Origin of the sequence: uncultured Sulfitobacter sp. (assembly GCF_947499945.1) — a bacterium.
Taxonomy (GTDB): domain Bacteria; phylum Pseudomonadota; class Alphaproteobacteria; order Rhodobacterales; family Rhodobacteraceae; genus Sulfitobacter.
The window spans coordinates 267,779-283,246 of sequence record NZ_CANMQD010000001.1 but is presented as its reverse complement, the minus strand read 5'-3'; the positions used below and the strand labels follow the sequence as shown (position 1 = coordinate 283,246).

15 protein-coding genes are annotated in these 15,468 nt (G+C 58.2%); 9 read left to right on the top strand and 6 right to left on the bottom strand.

What is annotated here, in order from left to right:
- Positions 1-15: 15 nt before the first annotated feature.
- Positions 16-1,449 carry a hypothetical protein gene (locus Q0775_RS01395; RefSeq protein WP_298857435.1) on the bottom strand — a complete coding sequence of 478 codons (1,434 nt, stop codon included), beginning with the start codon at positions 1,447-1,449 and terminating at the stop codon, positions 16-18.
- A gap of 273 nt (positions 1,450-1,722) precedes the next feature.
- Between Q0775_RS01395 and Q0775_RS01390 the strand changes: the two genes are divergently transcribed.
- Positions 1,723-2,466, top strand: coding sequence for a transglycosylase SLT domain-containing protein (locus Q0775_RS01390; protein ID WP_298857433.1), 744 nt, complete (start codon positions 1,723-1,725; stop codon positions 2,464-2,466).
- Here the strand turns inward: Q0775_RS01390 and Q0775_RS01385 are convergent.
- From Q0775_RS01385 to pepN, 3 genes are read right to left on the bottom strand one after another with little or no spacing between them, the layout of a single operon-like run.
- On the bottom strand, positions 2,463-2,897 hold the full coding sequence (locus Q0775_RS01385) for a hypothetical protein (RefSeq protein WP_298857429.1): 435 nt from the start codon (positions 2,895-2,897) through the stop codon (positions 2,463-2,465). The two genes, Q0775_RS01390 and Q0775_RS01385, sit on opposite strands and share 4 nt — an antisense overlap.
- Positions 2,894-3,424, bottom strand: a complete 531-nt coding sequence (locus Q0775_RS01380; RefSeq protein ID WP_298857427.1) for a hypothetical protein — start codon at positions 3,422-3,424, stop codon at positions 2,894-2,896. The genes Q0775_RS01385 and Q0775_RS01380 overlap by 4 nt, the downstream gene beginning before the upstream one ends.
- A gap of 18 nt (positions 3,425-3,442) precedes the next feature.
- The gene (gene pepN, locus Q0775_RS01375) at positions 3,443-5,986 is read right to left on the bottom strand and encodes an aminopeptidase N (protein ID WP_298857425.1); all 2,544 of its coding nucleotides are present in this window, start codon (positions 5,984-5,986) and stop codon (positions 3,443-3,445) included.
- A 127-nt stretch (positions 5,987-6,113) separates the two neighbouring features.
- Here pepN and Q0775_RS01370 point away from each other — a divergent pair, with 127 nt between their 5' ends.
- The 4 genes from Q0775_RS01370 (at position 6,114) to Q0775_RS01355 (ending at position 8,039) form a co-directional block, all read left to right on the top strand.
- On the top strand, positions 6,114-6,362 hold the full coding sequence (locus Q0775_RS01370; RefSeq protein WP_298857423.1) for a hypothetical protein: 249 nt from the start codon (positions 6,114-6,116) through the stop codon (positions 6,360-6,362).
- A gap of 77 nt (positions 6,363-6,439) precedes the next feature.
- Positions 6,440-6,595, top strand: coding sequence for a DUF2256 domain-containing protein (locus Q0775_RS01365; RefSeq protein WP_298857421.1), 156 nt, complete (start codon positions 6,440-6,442; stop codon positions 6,593-6,595).
- Positions 6,596-6,737: 142 nt separating this feature from the next.
- Positions 6,738-7,163: a heme-binding protein gene (locus Q0775_RS01360; protein WP_298857419.1), complete on the top strand. Its 426-nt coding sequence runs from the start codon at positions 6,738-6,740 to the stop codon at positions 7,161-7,163.
- A gap of 96 nt (positions 7,164-7,259) precedes the next feature.
- A complete protein-coding gene (locus Q0775_RS01355; RefSeq protein ID WP_298857417.1) occupies positions 7,260-8,039 on the top strand; it encodes a gamma-glutamyl-gamma-aminobutyrate hydrolase family protein in 780 nt (259 codons plus the stop codon).
- Between the two features lie 52 nt (positions 8,040-8,091).
- On the opposite strand, the gene Q0775_RS01350 is transcribed toward Q0775_RS01355, so the two are convergent.
- Positions 8,092-8,844 carry an SDR family oxidoreductase gene (locus Q0775_RS01350; protein ID WP_298857415.1) on the bottom strand — a complete coding sequence of 251 codons (753 nt, stop codon included), beginning with the start codon at positions 8,842-8,844 and terminating at the stop codon, positions 8,092-8,094.
- A 323-nt stretch (positions 8,845-9,167) separates the two neighbouring features.
- Here Q0775_RS01350 and Q0775_RS01345 point away from each other — a divergent pair, with 323 nt between their 5' ends.
- From Q0775_RS01345 to Q0775_RS01330, 4 genes are all read left to right on the top strand, one after another.
- On the top strand, positions 9,168-10,742 hold the full coding sequence (locus Q0775_RS01345; RefSeq protein WP_298857413.1) for a Re/Si-specific NAD(P)(+) transhydrogenase subunit alpha: 1,575 nt from the start codon (positions 9,168-9,170) through the stop codon (positions 10,740-10,742).
- 15 nt (positions 10,743-10,757) lie between these two features.
- Positions 10,758-12,197, top strand: a complete 1,440-nt coding sequence (locus Q0775_RS01340) for an NAD(P)(+) transhydrogenase (Re/Si-specific) subunit beta (protein WP_298857411.1) — start codon at positions 10,758-10,760, stop codon at positions 12,195-12,197.
- Between the two features lie 201 nt (positions 12,198-12,398).
- On the top strand, positions 12,399-12,866 hold the full coding sequence (locus Q0775_RS01335; RefSeq protein ID WP_298857409.1) for a hypothetical protein: 468 nt from the start codon (positions 12,399-12,401) through the stop codon (positions 12,864-12,866).
- Between the two features lie 125 nt (positions 12,867-12,991).
- The gene (locus Q0775_RS01330) at positions 12,992-14,281 is read left to right on the top strand and encodes a DUF3422 family protein (protein WP_298857407.1); all 1,290 of its coding nucleotides are present in this window, start codon (positions 12,992-12,994) and stop codon (positions 14,279-14,281) included.
- Here Q0775_RS01330 and Q0775_RS01325 read toward each other — a convergent pair.
- A complete protein-coding gene (locus Q0775_RS01325; protein WP_298857405.1) occupies positions 14,217-15,290 on the bottom strand; it encodes a YeeE/YedE family protein in 1,074 nt (357 codons plus the stop codon). The genes Q0775_RS01330 and Q0775_RS01325 overlap by 65 nt on opposite strands.
- Between the last annotated feature and the right edge of the window lie 178 nt (positions 15,291-15,468).

The following is a 15,468-nucleotide window of genomic DNA, read 5'->3' as shown; positions in this document are numbered from 1 at the left end:
AAGCCTAGGTGGTTTCTATGTAGCCGTCGCAACGGGGCCTTCATCGGTAAATACGATGCGTTTGCCCTCCGCTATCTCGCGTTTGAACATACTTGCGATGATGCGCAGGGCATCGTCCTGACCTGCCGCCGCAAAGCGCGAGGCTGAGGAGACGCGCAGATTGTTGGCAAACCCTTGGGCGGCATGGGCCCAGATCATCGGGTGCAGCTCGGTCAGGTGTTCGCGTACAAGCCAGTCGGCACAGCCTGCAATCTGGGCGCGGATGTGATCGGCGGCATCATTGCCCGAAAACGCCTGACCCATCGTATTGGCGCAATAGGCAGCCAGCAGGTTGACTGTGTGTGGCTCGGGGCGGCGGCTGACGATGTCGCGCAACCCTTCGATGAAGTATTGCAGATCAAGGCGCGAACAGGCCTCGTCGTCGACGCTGATCGCGTCGAACATTACCCAAGTATACCCACCTGCGCCCCAAATTTCCTGGGTGCGGGCGGCAGTGCGGCGTGCCTCCAGCTCGAGCGCTGCGTAGGAGCCGTACCAGCGGGGCAACATATGCGTGCCAAGGGCCCGTAACGGGCCAGTGTTGGCGGGGTTCAGATCAATCAACGCCTCATAGCGGTCGGCGACTGATTCCGTGTTGTACTGATCGCCGCGCAGCAAAGCGCAGGCCGTGCTGGCCAAAAGTGCGGATTCGGCGGGTACACCGTTAAAGTGGGTGACGATATCGCGGGCGCGGGCAAAATGCGCCTCGAAGGCTTCGCGGTTGCGCGGGGAGATCTCGACATCCCAGCCTATGCCGCGCCATGACCATGCGATGTCGATATGCGCTTGGGCGACGATGCAGCCGATTACATAGCAGTCGGGATATTCTGCGAGAACATATTCGAGCGCTTCGATGCCGCGCAGCATGGGGGCATCCTTTTCGGGGACGCGGTCCAGCAGGGCGTGTTCAATTGCCAGCACCACATCGGCACGCGCACCAAAGGCCATCAATTCGGCCACGGACATACCGCCTGGAGTCATGTTGCGGTCACGATCTGCAACGGTGATCAATTTGATCAGCTTGTCCCAGTCCTCTTGGCGCACAAGGCGCAGGGCGCGGTTCTGGTGGCCGTCGCGGATACGTTCTTCGCGGGTGGGATCGGGGCAGGGAATGCTCAGATTGTTAAGCGCCTTGCTGCTGCTTTTGTAATAGGTTGGTTTGTTCGGGATGCGGTTTTTCGGTTTTGGGACGGTGTAGGGGGCCACATCTTGCATATTTGCGTCATGCTGTTGGATATCTGCCTCGGCGGCGGACACGGTTTTGGGTTTGCTGAAAGGAGATGGCGCACTGCGGGTTCTGGCTGGCTGTTTTGTGTCATGCACGACCTCATCCTCCACGGCCTCATCTGTGGACGTCGCGGTCCAGCGGGAATTGGAGAATTTCCGAAAAAGAGATGCAAACTGCGTCATACATGTTTCCGTGAGCTAAATAGCGGGATCGTGAGCGCACTTTGTCGCCAATCATTGGGGCGCGAACGTGGCGTTGGGGCGGTTATGTCGCGATATTCGCTGGGCCGTCATGGGGCTTGGTGGCGCAAATGGGGCGGATTGTTGCGGGATAAGCGGTTATTGGCGGATGGGTGGCTCAGTGTTGCGGGGGTATGAACAATCCAGCGCTATTGTGCTTGTCACAGGGGAATAGTGCGGATCATACTGCGCGACATGAGATGGATAAAACATATAGTGCTACCCCAGAGGGGCCTTGGAGTTGCGCTGCGCGGTGCGCTCATTGTGGTGGTTTTGGGTGTGATGACTGGCGGCAGTATGGCGCAGCAGAAGATTATCGTGGTGCCTGAGCTGGAGCTCGCACCCGGTGCAGAAGTTCGGTTCGAAGGCGCTATGATCAACGGTGTCGAGATCACGGTGCGTCCCCCTGTGCGCAATGCCTATGTGCCGCGCACGCGGTGGCAGCATATGGAAGGGCATACCCTTTGGACTCGTGCGGCGATGTCGGCGCTCAAAAACCACGGCAGTCCGCTGATCGAGATGGTGCCGCGTGACATCGCCAATTGGTGTCCGGCCTACAAGAATAACAATGACCTCAAACGGCGTGCGTTTTGGGTCGGTTATATGTCGGCACTTGCCAAACACGAGAGCACCTACAAGCCTTGGGCAGTGGGTGGCGGCGGGCGGTGGTATGGATTGCTCCAGATTTTGCCAGCGACGGCGCGGGGCTATGACTGTGCGGCGGGTACGGGTGAGGCGCTTAAAAGTGGTGCAGCGAACCTGAGCTGTGCGGTGCGCATCATGGCCTATACCGTCAAGCGCGACGGCGTGATCCACGGACGCGACAGCAAATGGCGTGGTGTCTCGGCTGACTGGGGTCCGATGCGAAATAACCGCAAGCGTGCGGATATGGCGAACTGGCTCAAGCGGCAAAATTACTGCAAGCCGGTGAATGCCACGCGTCCAAAAGCCCGACCTTAACCGATCAGTGAAAAGTGGTAGCGGCGGGTGGTAAGACCTGCGGAGCGGGCCAGCGGCTCGAACGTGGCGTGGGGCGGTGTCGCGGGAAATGGCACGCGGACTTTCACGCCTGAGGGGCGTACGACGGTCAGGCGCACAGACATATCGAGGCGTGTGTCAAAGCGCAGGTGGTCAATCTCTGACAGAGCGATCTCGGCGTCCTGACGTCCACTGGTCCAGCGCAGGTGGGTCTCGTCCAGCGTGAGGGTGCTGTGCGGGTTACGCACGAGATCGTAGAGGGCGGGCAGGGTGAATGCTCCGATCACGGCAAGGATCAGCGGCTCTGCCTCCAATAATACAAGAGCGGTAATAAGGGCGGCCCAGATGACCAGTACGGTGATCACGGTTGCGGGGCGGCGGCCTTGGCTGATGTAGGTATATGGCAGGGTCATGCGGTGCGGAAGATACGGGCCAGTGCGCCCATGGCATCGGCTTGCTGCGCACTTGGCATGCCTTTTTTGCCAGCGGCGGTGACATCGCCGAGCACACGCATCAGTTTGTCAAAGTCGGGACCATGGTCGAGTTGTTTGAGCCGCTTGGTCAGACGTTGGAACGCGGGGGTTGCACCGCCCCCTTGGGCCACCAGCCACGGAGCGAGGATTGCCATGTCGGTGGCCTCTTCCTTGCTGATTTGCAGGCGCTTTTGCAGCGATGCGATCAGCACATCGTCAGGGAGTTTGCGGGTTTTGTCCATACGGGCAAAGGCGGCTGCCATGGCCGTTACACACAGCTCGGGTGTGTGGATGCTGTTGGTCGAATGCACATTAGGTTGAGCGCGGTAGCCAAGACGTCTGGCCGCCGCGCGGATCGGGGTAGGCGCCGCGATCACGCCAACGGTGATGAACGCCCCCCGCTGCATCCGGCGATAGATATAGGCACCGACGGCAATAGCGGCGATCAGCAGGAGGATTTCAGTCATATTCGTCTACTTCTGTGGTTAGGCGTCCGCGATCCTTGTGAGCATCTCGGTGGTATCGCGGCTTAGGTCAGGAGTGGACAGTATACGGGTTAATTGCGCCTTTATCATGGCCTGGCGATCAGCATCGTAACGTTTCCATGTCTGGAAGGCGGAGCACATGCGCGCGGTGGTCTGCGGATTGACGGGATCAAGCCTGATCAGCCAATCTGCCAGCAGTTTGTACCCAGCACCAGAGGCGTGGTGAAATCCTGCGTGGTGCATGATGAGCGAGCCGAAGACCGCGCGGAAGCGGTTGGGGTTTTTCCAATTGAAATCGGGGTGGTCGGTGAGGCCTGCGGCGACTTCATGCGCATCTTCGGGGTCGGCCTCGATCACTTGCAGGCCGAACCATTTGTCCATCACCAGACGGTCGTCTTTCCATTGGGCCTCGAACGCTTTGAGCGCTGCGTCGCCACGGCCCGCACGGATCAGACAGGCGAGTGCGGCGAGTTGCTGGGTCATGTTGTCGGCGTGATCATATTGCTCTTGCGCCAGTTTGCCACCGTCGCTGAGGGTGAGCAGGGCGAGGGCGGAATTTCCAAGAGCACGTTTGCCTGATTGCTCGGCGTTAGGAGCGTAGGTCTCAGTCACGAGGTTGTCCTCATAGAGGTCGGGCAGCACATCGCGCAGCGCGTTGGCCATAGCCTCGCGCAGGGTCTCGACGGCGGCGTGGATGATGTCAGGTTCGGGTGTGTGACCCGCGTCATGGAGGGCAGTTGCCAGATCGGACTGCGTGGGCAGGGCCAGCATAAGCTGGCGGTAGGCGGGGTCGAGGGTTTTGTCGCTCACAACCGCGAGCAATCCGCGCAGGTAGGCGGGATCGGCGCGTGTGCCTTTCAGGATCATGTCCAACAGGGTGTTGCGGGCAAGTGTACGGCCTGCTTCCCAACGGTTGAAGGGATCGGTGTCGTGGGCAAGCAGATGCGCATGATCGGCGGCATGCTCCAGCACAACAGGCGCGGAAAAGCCGCGCAGAATGGAGGAGATGGGGCGTTCGGACAGGCCTGCGAAGGTAAAGCCTTGGGTGGCTTGCGTCATTTCCAGAATTGTTGTGGGCGTGACCTCCGCGCCGTCTTTGCCCAGCAGGCCCACGGCAATAGGAATGACGTAGGGTTGCGGAGCTGGCGTGGCCGCGCTGGGCGGCGTTGTTTGGGTGAAAGTAAGGGTGAGCGTGTCACCCTCCCATGTCTCCTTGGCGTGCAAACGCGGTGTGCCTGCTTGGGAATACCAGCGTTTGAATTGCGTAAGATCGCGCCCGGTGGTGTCCTCGAATACCTTGAGCCAGTCCTCGATCGTGGCGGCGTCGCCGTCGTGGCGGTCGAAGTAGAGTGTGACAGCCTTGGCGTAGGCCTCATCGCCGACGAGGGTCTTGAGCATGCGGATGACTTCGGCGCCCTTCTCGTAGATCGTGGCGGTGTAGAAGTTATTGATCTCCTGAAAGCTCTCGGGACGTACGGGGTGGGCCAGCGGACCCTGATCCTCTGCGAACTGGCGGCCGCGCAAATCAATCACATCGCCGATGCGTTTGACGGGGGCAGAGCGCATGTCGGAGGTGAACTGGCTGTCGCGGAAAACGGTGAGTCCTTCTTTGAGGCAGAGCTGGAACCAGTCGCGGCAGGTGATGCGGTTGCCGGTCCAGTTGTGAAAATACTCATGTGCGATGATCGCCTCGATCCGCTCAAAGTTGGTATCGGTCGAGGTGGCTTGGGAAGCCAGCACAGCGGAGGAGTTGAAGATGTTGAGGCCCTTGTTCTCCATCGCGCCCATGTTGAAGTCATCGACGGCCACAATGTTGAAGAGGTCCAGATCGTATTCACGGCCATACACGTCCTCGTCCCATTTCATGCTGTCCTTGAGCGCTTGCATGCCAAAGGCGCATTTGCCCTCATCGCCGGGGCGCACATAGAGGTTCAGCGTCACTTCGCGTCCATTCATCGTGGTGAAGGTATCGGAGTGCGGGATCAATTTCCCCGCAACCAAAGCAAAAAGGTAGGCAGGTTTGGGCCACGGATCATGCCATTCGGCGTGATGCTCCGAAACGCTGACTGGGTTTCCGTTGGAGAGCAGCACGGGGTGGGGGCCGTCGATGGTGACAGTAAAGACGCTCATCACATCGGGGCGGTCGGGGTAGTAGGTGATCTTACGAAAGCCCTCTGCCTCGCATTGGGTGCAGTACATTCCGTTCGACATATAGAGCCCTTCGAGGGCTGTATTGCCTCTCGGGTCGATCTCAACCTCGGCCTCCCAGATGAACGGCCTATCAGGCACGTCGCAGGTCAGCCCTTGGGCGGTGAGGATGGGTGTAACATCTGTCCCATCGATTTTGGCCGAAATAAGGTTGAGCATTTCGCCATGCAGGAAAAAGTCTTGCGCGGGGGCGTCCGGATTGGGGGCAAAGGCGATCCGAGAGCGCACCCGGGTCTTGTGCGGATCAAGGGTGAAGTGCAGTGCTACGCTCTCCACCTGCCAGCCGAATGCGGTGTAATCTTTGAGGTAGATCGTCTGGGGGGCGGCATCGCGCATGGCATGGCTCCTAGGGGGAATGATGTGGACTGAAACGGTTTTTATGGAACCTTTGGGGTTGGTGGCACGTTAGATATGCAACACCCCCTTCGCAAGGTGGGGGACACATGAAATAGGAGATCAGAACATGTCTGCACCTGACACAAACATCGAGAGCCAAGAAGCCAAGCATCGCCCATCTCTTTGGGGCATCAAAGGGGCGATGATTTTCGGAGCATTGATGATGATCGGTCTGGTTGCCTTTAATATGGTGAACACAGGTGATGGCGAGGCGGTCAGCAACACGAGCGGCGTGAATGCTGAAACAGACACCGTCGCCACCGATGTTTACGAACCGGGGACAAACAGTTCTGCAACACCGACAGCTACTGACTAAAAAAATTAGTAACTAGTATGTTGGGCGCCCGGCAGGGCGCCCTTTTTTATGTGTTGTGACGTGCTATCTGTACATACATGGCAAAACATCTTAAAAAATCCGACCTCCCGCAAAAAATTTGTGCGATCTGCGAAAAGCCTTTCACGTGGCGTAAAAAGTGGGCGGCTGTCTGGGACGAGGTGCGTTATTGCTCTGAGCGGTGCAAGCGGGCGCGGCCCAAAGCAAAGGTGTGAGGGTACACTGAAGGGGCGAAATTCGTCGACAAATGGGCAGACGCGCACTGGTGTTTTCGCTCCGTACTGCTATCCCGTCGGGGAGAAACAGGCGCGGATCAGACGGTCCATGCATATCAAATTCAGGAGTGAGGGCAAAGACATGAATGTATCACTGAATAAAGCACGGGTAATCATCCGCAAGACATTTGAAAAAGGGGCCGACATGGGGCTGAAGCCTTTGTCGGTTGTGGTGCTGGATGCGGGCGGCCATGTTCAGGCTTTTGAGCGTCAGGATGGAGCAGCACCGGGTCGTTTTGCCATTGCCCATGGCAAAGCTTACGGCGCAGTGATGCTTGGCATGGCGGGCACGGCCCAGATGGCACGTGCCGAGGCGCAGGCCTATTTCATGGATGCGGTGAACGGCGCGTTCGGCGGTCAGACAATCCCTGTGCCGGGTGGTGTTTTGCTGCGCTCCAGCAAAGGTGCCGTAATTGGTGCCGTAGGTGTCACGGGTGATACTTCTGACAATGACCTGATTGCTGCGATGGCTGGTATTGAAGCGGCCAAGCTTGTTGGGGAGGGTTAAATCCAGTCTCCACAGCCTGATGCGAATGTAGTGTTGAGGGATTAACCTTGTCGCGTTAGGTTGTGTGAAATTTAATCCAGCAAGGAGTTCTTGGATATGGGTCGTCCGGTCATCGGGATCATTGGAAATAGTTATCTTTTGAATGATCAATATCCTGTCCACGCAGGCGGGATCATGAACTCTCAGGCGATTGCGGAAGTTGCGGGTTGTATGCCGATCCTTGTGCCTTCGTGCCCCAACCTTGTGTCCGTTCCAGAACTGATGGCCTGTTGTGACGGGTTTCTGCTGACTGGTGGGCGGCCCAATGTGCATCCTGAGGAATACGGCGAAGAAGAAACCCCAGCGCACGGCGAATTTGACCGCGCACGCGATGCGGTTGCCTTGGAATTGACGCGTGCTTGCGTCGCCGTGGGGCAGCCTGTGTTCGGGATTTGTCGCGGCTTTCAGGAAGTGAATGTGGCCATGGGTGGCACGCTCTATCCAGAAATTCGCGAGTTGCCGGGTCGTATGAACCACCGCATGCCACCCGAAGGCACGATGGAAGAGAAATTCGAGCTGCGCCACGACGTGCGCTTTACCACTGGGGGTGTGTTCCACCGTGTAATGGGGGCGGAAGTTGTGCGCACCAACACGCTGCACGGGCAGGGGATCAAGACGGCGGGACCGCGTATTGTCGTGGATGGTCATGCAGAGGACGGCACGCCCGAGGCGATCTATGTAGACGGCGCACCCGGCTTTACTTTGGCGGTGCAATGGCATCCCGAATATGAGGCGGCGAAGGATCCAGTTTCGCGGCCATTGTTCGAAGCCTTTGGTGCGGCGGCGCGGGAATGGTCGGCAGGCCAGCGCCCTGCGGCGATAGCACGCGCGGTTTGAGGCGATAAGATAGGCGGCGAGGGACAACCCCGCCGCTTTTTCATTGACCAAACTACATCATGCCGCCAGCGATCTCGATGCTTTGGCCGTTGATGCTGCCGCTGTCGGGACCGACAAGCCATGCGGCGGCTGCGGCCACTTCTTCTACCGTGATCAGGCGTTTGTGGCGGTTTGCGTTTACCATCATATCACGAGCTGCATCGGTCGAGATGCCTGCGCGCTCCGAGATGCTCTGGGTATTGCGGGTTACGATGGGCGTGTCCACGTATCCGGGGCAGAGCGAGTTGAAGGTATAGGGCTTGCCCATATATTCCTCGGAGAGCGAGCGGATCAGGCCGATCATGCCGTGTTTGGACGCGGAGTAGCAGGCCGCACCGGGAAGCCCTTTTAGACCCGCCATGGAGGAGACTGCGATGACGCGGCCCCAATCCGTCTCGCGCATGCCCTTCAGGCTCTCGCGGATGGTGAGGAAGGCGCCGTCGAGGTTGGTCGACATCATCTCGCGCCAGAAATCCATGTCGGTCTTATGGGCCGCTTTGCCTGTGGCGAGGCCTGCGTTTGGGACACAAATCTGGATGGGGCCGTGGGCCGCCACTGCTTTGGCGATTTTGGCCACTACATCGTCCTCGTTGCGCACATCCATTGCCATCGGGGTCATGCCCTTAGCTGCGACCTCCTCAAGTACTTCCTGACGGCGGCCTGTGATGGTGACATGTGCGCCGCGCTCCACCAGCATGTGCGCGATGGCAAGGCCGATGCCCGTGCCGCCACCTGTGATGAGTGCGTGTTTTCCGTTCAATGACATAACTCTCTCCCTATTTTGTGGAGAGCCTAGGGTGGTGAGGCGCAAGCGCAAAGGGGCGCTGTATCTTACGTAACGGCAGAGTGGTGATTCTCTTTTTACGCTGCGATGTATTGTTGCGCGGCTGATGCGCAGCGCGAAATAATGTTACAATGGCTAAAACTGCGGATATTTTGCATGAAATTGCTTCAATGGCCCAAAAAAGCTGCACCATTGTGCGCAAACAGGGGGTGCGGCGCTTGTCTGTCAGAAGCCTCCGCGCTAGGTCCAAGGACTAAGCACGACACGCCAGTTTCGGCACCAAACAAGAATTTGGGAGATTTTGAGTGAAGATCGGTACACCTAAAGAGGTATTCGAGGGCGAGCGCCGCGTGGCAATGACGCCCGACAGTGCGCTTCAATTACAAAAACTGGGGCATGAGTGCCTGATTGAGTCAGGCGCGGGATTGGCATCAGGGTTTGATGATGCGGCCTATGCTGCGGCTGGTGTCGAGGTTGTGAAAACTGCCGCTGCTTTGTGGAAGGCCGCTGATGTGGTCGCCAAAGTGCGCGTGCCTGATGCCTCCGAGATGAAAAAGCTGCGCGAGGGGCAGACGCTAATCTCCTTCTTCTCTCCTGTAGGGGATGAAGCGAAGATGAAAGCGGCGGCCAAGAAGGGCGCTACTGTCGTCGCGATGGAGATGATCCCTCGTATTTCGCGCGCCCAGAAGATGGATGCGCTGAGCTCAATGGCCAATATCGCGGGCTACCGTGCGGTGATTGAGGCGGGCAACAACTTTGGCCGTTTCTTTACGGGTCAGATCACGGCGGCGGGTAAGGTACCGCCAGCGAAGGTTCTGGTTGTGGGGGCGGGTGTTGCCGGTCTGGCCGCGATTGGCACGTCGACATCTTTGGGCGCGATTACGCTGGCCTTTGACGTGCGGCCCGAAGTGGCCGAGCAGGTCGAGAGCATGGGCGCCGAGTTCGTGTACCTCGATTTTGAAGAGGAGCAGCAAGACGGCGCGGCGACGGGCGGCTATGCCTCTGTCTCGTCCCCCGAGTTCCGTGAGGCGCAGTTGGCGAAGTTCCGCGAGTTGGCGCCCGAAGTTGACATCGTGATCACCACGGCGTTGATCCCCAACCGTGAAGCGCCGGAAATCTGGACCGCCGATATGGTCGCGGCGATGAAGCCCGGCTCGGTGATTGTGGACCTTGCGGCAGAGAAGGGCGGCAACTGTAAGCAGACCGTTATGGACGAGAAGATCGTGACCGAGAATGGCGTGACCATCATCGGCTATACCGACTTCCCGAGCCGTATGGGCACGCAGGCTTCGACGCTTTATTCGACAAACATCCGACACTTGCTGACGGATCTTACGCCTGAAAAAGACGGTGTGATCAATCACAACATGGAAGATGACGTGATCCGCGGGGCGACGATTGCCCATGCGAGTGAAGTGACCTTCCCGCCGCCACCACCCAAAGTGGCTGCGATTGCAGCAGCGCCCAAAAAGCCTGCGGCAAAAGAGCTGACGTCTGAAGAGAAGCGTGCCAACGAGTTGGCCGCGTTCAAGGCACAGACCAAGAACCAAGTGACCTTGCTTGCGATTGGTGGCGCGTTGTTGTTGGCCGTGGGCCTTGTGGCGCCTGCCAGCTTTATGCAGCACTTCATCGTGTTTGTTCTGTCAGTGTTTATTGGTTTTCAGGTGATCTGGGGCGTGGCGCACAGCCTGCACACTCCGCTGATGGCGATTACCAATGCGATTTCCTCGATCATCATTCTGGGAGCGCTGATGCAGATCGGCTCCGGCTCGGGACTGGTGGTTGTTCTTGCTGCTTTGTCGGTCTTCATGTGTGGGATCAACATTTTCGGTGGCTTCCTCGTGACACGGCGCATGCTCGCCATGTTCCAGAAATCTTAAGGGGAGCTTCAGAACATGGATTTTGGTTTCACAACAGCGGCCTACGTCGTTTCCGCTATTCTTTTCATCCTCTCGCTGGGCGGTTTGTCCGGACAGGAGAGCGCCAAGCGTGCCGTCTGGTATGGTATTGTTGGCATGGCTTTGGCTGTGGCTGCGACACTGATCGGACCCGGCTCGGGCTTCTGGCTTTTGTCACTGATCCTGATCGCTGGTGGCGGTGCCATCGGGTATCAGCTGGCGACAAAAGTGCAGATGACGCAGATGCCAGAGCTGGTGGCGGCAATGCACTCCCTCGTGGGACTGGCGGCGGTTTTCGTCGGTTTGATCGCGCATTTCGAAATTGGCCGCGTCGCGGGCATTCTGGCCAGTGGGGGGGATACCTCAGCACTGGGCACGTTTGCACAGTTGATTGCCAAGAAGTCGGTAGTCGAGATCAACATCCTGCGCGTTGAGCTGTTCCTTGGCGTATTCATTGGTGCGGTGACGTTCACTGGCTCCGTGATTGCTTATGGCAAGCTGGCGGGCAAAGTATCATCGGCGGCTGAAAAGCTTCCCGGTGGGCATATGCTCAACATCGCCGCGGCGGCTGTCTCGGTCATCACGCTGGTTTGGTACTTCAACACGGGCGGATTCTTCCCGCTGTTCCTGATGATGCTGGCGGCGCTGTTTATCGGCTATCACCTCATCATGGGTATCGGTGGCGCGGATATGCCAGTGGTTGTTTCCATGCTCAACTCGTACTCTGGTTGGGCTGCGGCGGCGATCGGCTTCTCGCTGGGCAATGATCTTTTGATTGTTGTGGGTGCGCTGGTTGGCTCTTCAGGTGCGATCCTGTCCTACATCATGTGTAAGGCAATGAACCGTTCGTTTGTCAGCGTGATCCTTGGTGGCTTTGGTGGACCGCAAGGTGAGCAAATGGCCGTTGAAGGGGAACAGATTGCGATTGAGGCGGAAGGAGTTGCAGCAGCACTCAACGAAGCGGATAGCGTTATCATCATCCCAGGCTACGGTATGGCTGTGGCACAGGCGCAAACAGGTGTGGCCGAACTGGTCCGCAAGCTGCGCGCCAAGGGAAAGAATGTGCGTTTCGCCATTCACCCTGTCGCGGGACGTTTGCCCGGTCACATGAACGTTCTGCTCGCGGAAGCGAAGGTGCCTTATGACATCGTGATGGAGATGGACGAGATCAACGATGATTTCCCCACAACCGACGTGGCGATTGTTATCGGGTCCAACGACATCGTGAACCCCGCCGCGCAGGACGACCCGAACAGCCCAATCGCTGGTATGCCGGTTCTGGAATGCTGGAAGGCCAAGCAGGTGTTTGTTTCCAAGCGCGGTCAGGGTACAGGGTATTCCGGTATCGAAAACCCGCTGTTCTTTAAGGAAAACACGCGCATGTTCTATGGCGATGCGAAGGCGTCGTTGGATAAACTCCTTCCGATGATCGACTGATCAGTTTCCTTTCAAGGAAATGACTGAAAATTTGAAACGCCCCACTGGAAACGGTGGGGCGTTTTGCGTTCTAAGCGGCGTCATTCGCGATGCGTGAATGGTTTGGCGCATGGTTTGGGGCGTTTCACGTAATGGCGGTGGTGGGGTCTTTGACGTGATGGTTTGGAGGGCGCAGTTCAAATTAATCGAAGGAAATACCCCATGTCAGCAGTTCTCACAGGCACACCAATCTGGGTTTGGCCGCTCTTTATTCTGCTTGTTATTCTGGGGCTGCGTGCGCGGCATGAGCGGCTGGTGCCGATTATAATGTTTTATGCCTTACCGCTTTTGGGTCTGTCGGCGCTGAACGCGGTTGTAGGGCTGTCAGCAGGCCCTCCGATCTGGGTGGTTTTTGCGCTTTCGTATGGTGCGGGGATATACGGGGGGTACCTCATCCAGCGTGGTTGGGTGCTTGGACGGGAAGGGCGCAGGGTGCGGCTAGCGGGTGAGAGCTTGACGCTCACTATGTTGATGCTGGTCTTTGGTGCAAATTTCGTCGGTGGATTTCTGGAAGCTGTTGCACCGCAAGTTTATGGCAGTAATGGGTTTCAGATCATTTTTGCCGCTGTGGTTGCCCTCAGCAGCGGCAGTTTTGCAGGCCGTGCGCTGCGTGTGTGGAAGGAGGCCTGAATTTCCGATAGGTGGAAAAGTATGCAGTGGTACGCGTAAGTTGCCTTTAAGCTGGCATCTTCTAAGTTGTGGATAAGACCTGTGTAGGATCAAACAGGGATATCGTCATTCTAAGGAAGTGCCCCATGGCCCCCATCACTGACCATCCGCTGCGCTATGCCCTCACGGGGGAGTTGCACGCAAGGCCGTTCCCGAATGTAAAAGCACCGCAAACTGTTGCGTTTCTGGCGATTAAACAAGCGGGCGATTCCGCCGCGCGGGACCGTGATCGTGGTTTGGATATGGCGCATCTGGTGGCGCTGCTGAAACACTATGGTGCGCCTCTCCCCGAAAAGGATGCCACGCATTATTATGGACCGATGGGGAAGTATCATCTGAAATGGGAGCAACACACCGAGTTTGTGACCTACACCGCATTTGGCGAAGACCTGAGCGAGCGCCCCTTTGATCCTGCGGAGTTTGACGTGTTTCCCGCAGATTGGCTCAACGCGGCACCGGGGCAGCGCCTGACGTCAAGCTTGCTGCGTTTGATGCCGATGCCGAAAAAATCTGACGCCTTGCTGGAGCAGTTGCGCGAATGGTTTGTACCCGAGAGCCTTGCGGTGGGTCAGGTTCTGGATGGCGCGGCCGTGGTTGCCAGTGACTTCCGAATTGACCCTGCTGGCCACACGCGGTTTGCGGCCTTTGTCCCCATACAGACTGGCACGCGGCGGATTGGGCGGATTATTCAGCGGCTGCTGGAGATCGAAACGTATAAGACCATGTCGATGCTTGGTTTCGCCCTCACGCGTGAGATCGGTGGACGGGTGGGTGATATGGACCGGCGCATTAGTGATTTGATGGCGAAAATGAGTGCACAGGAGATGCGCCCCGAGGAGACATTGAACGCGCTCTTGGATGTGTCGGTTGAGCTGGAGAATGTCGTTGCCCAGACTTCGTTCCGTTTTGCAGGGACTGCCGCCTATAAGGCGATTGTGGACGAGCGGATATCGGCGCTGCGCGAGCAGCGGTTCGAGGGGCGTCAAGGCTTTGGTGAGTTTATGGCGCGGCGGTATGAGCCTGCGATGCGCACTGTTATCTCAATGGAGCGGCGGTTGGAGCGGATGTCGGCGCGGGCATTGCGTGCCTCCGACTTGCTTAGGACGCGTGTGGATGTGGAGCGCTCGGCGCAGAACCAGTCGATCTTGGAAAGCATGGACAAGCGGGCGGATTTACAGCTGCGGTTGCAACATACTGTCGAAGGCTTGTCTGTAGTGGCGATAAGCTATTATGCCGTCTCGCTGGCGAGTTATGTGCTCTATCCATTGACCGAAATCACAGGCCTGTCCAAAGGCCTTCTTACAGCTGCAGTTACTCTGCCGGTTGTAGGTCTCGTGTGGTGGGCCGTGCGCCGCGTGCGGAAGCGGATCGGGTAAGCAGGGCATGAGTTATCCATGCGCCTGCAGCCATTGTCGTGATGGCGAGGATCGCTGCTATTGACAGCGTCGGCACGCCCGACAGGCCTGCGCCTACGGTGCAACCACCGGCCAGCACGCCACCAATGCCCATGAGAACAGCGCCGCCCATGTAGCGGCCTGTTTGCGCGGCGCTCTCGAAGCTCTGCCAGACAAAGGTGCCTGTGGCCACGCTGGCCGCGAATGCGCCCAAAAGCACGCCGCCAATGAGGCCTGTGCCAAAACCGGGCGAGATGGAGGTGCCTGCGATGGTCCAGAACAATGTGTCGGATGCGGGCCGGGTGAATGAGAGGCTCTCCATCGGGATCACGTCAAAGTCATCATAGAGGATGAAGCCTGTGCCGACCCATGCCAGTGGCACCAGCGCGCCAAGCAGGGCTGCTGTGATGAGCATGGTGGGGTGGACGCCAGAGCGGGCAGCAATGAAGACGGCAGCTGCGATGATCAGGGCGGTAAAGAGCCACGCGCCACCGGGGAGGGCAGCGAGGGTCGTCATGTCGCCCAGCGGGACAGTAACGTTGCCGAGGGCCACACGGATGGGTGCGAACAACCCTTTCATCGTGGCGTGGGCCGTGATGGCAAAGACAACCAGTACCGTGAGGGCGCGTAAGTTTCCGCTGCCGCCTAACACGGTGAGGCGCGACGCACAGCCGCGTGTGAGGACCATGCCAGCGCCGAACAAGAGGCCGCCGACAACAATGGCGAGCCATGGGAGGTCACCTGCCAGCAGGCGGTGATCGGAGAATTCGATCAGTTCTGCACTCACGGCAGCTTGGGTACCGGCAACGGCGACTGCCAAGGCGGTGAACCAGACACCCGCAGCGGCGCGACGGTCCTCACCTACCAACGTGCGGCGGAAACAGAATTTGGTGATCTGGGCCAAGACGCCGAAAGCCACGCCAATGACGAGTGCGAAATAAACGACTGCCTCTGGGGCGGTGAGGTTTTCAAAACCGAGTTCTTCGAACATGGGGGTAGACCTTTCCAAACAGAACAGATTTCCATTTGGAGTAGGAATGGGGAGGGATCAAGGGCGTGATCCGCGCATTAGGCGCTACACATGAGAACAGCGTTCTGTTTGGTCGCAATTTTGGGATCATGGTCCTCAAAAGACACGCGGCGCGGCACATCTGTTCTGTGCCGCGCCG

Bases quoted from the DNA above. Each gene is read 5' to 3' on its own strand.
- Q0775_RS01395 (WP_298857435.1), bottom strand. From the start codon at position 1,449: ATGACGCAGTTTGCATCTCTTTTTCGGAAATTCTCCAATTCCCGCTGG.
- Q0775_RS01385 (WP_298857429.1), bottom strand. From the start codon at position 2,897: ATGACCCTGCCATATACCTACATCAGCCAAGGCCGCCGCCCCGCAACC.
- Q0775_RS01380 (WP_298857427.1), bottom strand. From the start codon at position 3,424: ATGACTGAAATCCTCCTGCTGATCGCCGCTATTGCCGTCGGTGCCTAT.
- pepN (WP_298857425.1), bottom strand. From the start codon at position 5,986: ATGCGCGATGCCGCCCCCCAGACGATCTACCTCAAAGATTACACCGCA.
- Q0775_RS01370 (WP_298857423.1), top strand. From the start codon at position 6,114: ATGTCTGCACCTGACACAAACATCGAGAGCCAAGAAGCCAAGCATCGC.
- Q0775_RS01365 (WP_298857421.1), top strand. From the start codon at position 6,440: ATGGCAAAACATCTTAAAAAATCCGACCTCCCGCAAAAAATTTGTGCG.
- Q0775_RS01360 (WP_298857419.1), top strand. From the start codon at position 6,738: ATGAATGTATCACTGAATAAAGCACGGGTAATCATCCGCAAGACATTT.
- Q0775_RS01355 (WP_298857417.1), top strand. From the start codon at position 7,260: ATGGGTCGTCCGGTCATCGGGATCATTGGAAATAGTTATCTTTTGAAT.
- Q0775_RS01350 (WP_298857415.1), bottom strand. From the start codon at position 8,844: ATGTCATTGAACGGAAAACACGCACTCATCACAGGTGGCGGCACGGGC.
- Q0775_RS01340 (WP_298857411.1), top strand. From the start codon at position 10,758: ATGGATTTTGGTTTCACAACAGCGGCCTACGTCGTTTCCGCTATTCTT.
- Q0775_RS01335 (WP_298857409.1), top strand. From the start codon at position 12,399: ATGTCAGCAGTTCTCACAGGCACACCAATCTGGGTTTGGCCGCTCTTT.
- Q0775_RS01330 (WP_298857407.1), top strand. From the start codon at position 12,992: ATGGCCCCCATCACTGACCATCCGCTGCGCTATGCCCTCACGGGGGAG.
- Q0775_RS01325 (WP_298857405.1), bottom strand. From the start codon at position 15,290: ATGTTCGAAGAACTCGGTTTTGAAAACCTCACCGCCCCAGAGGCAGTC.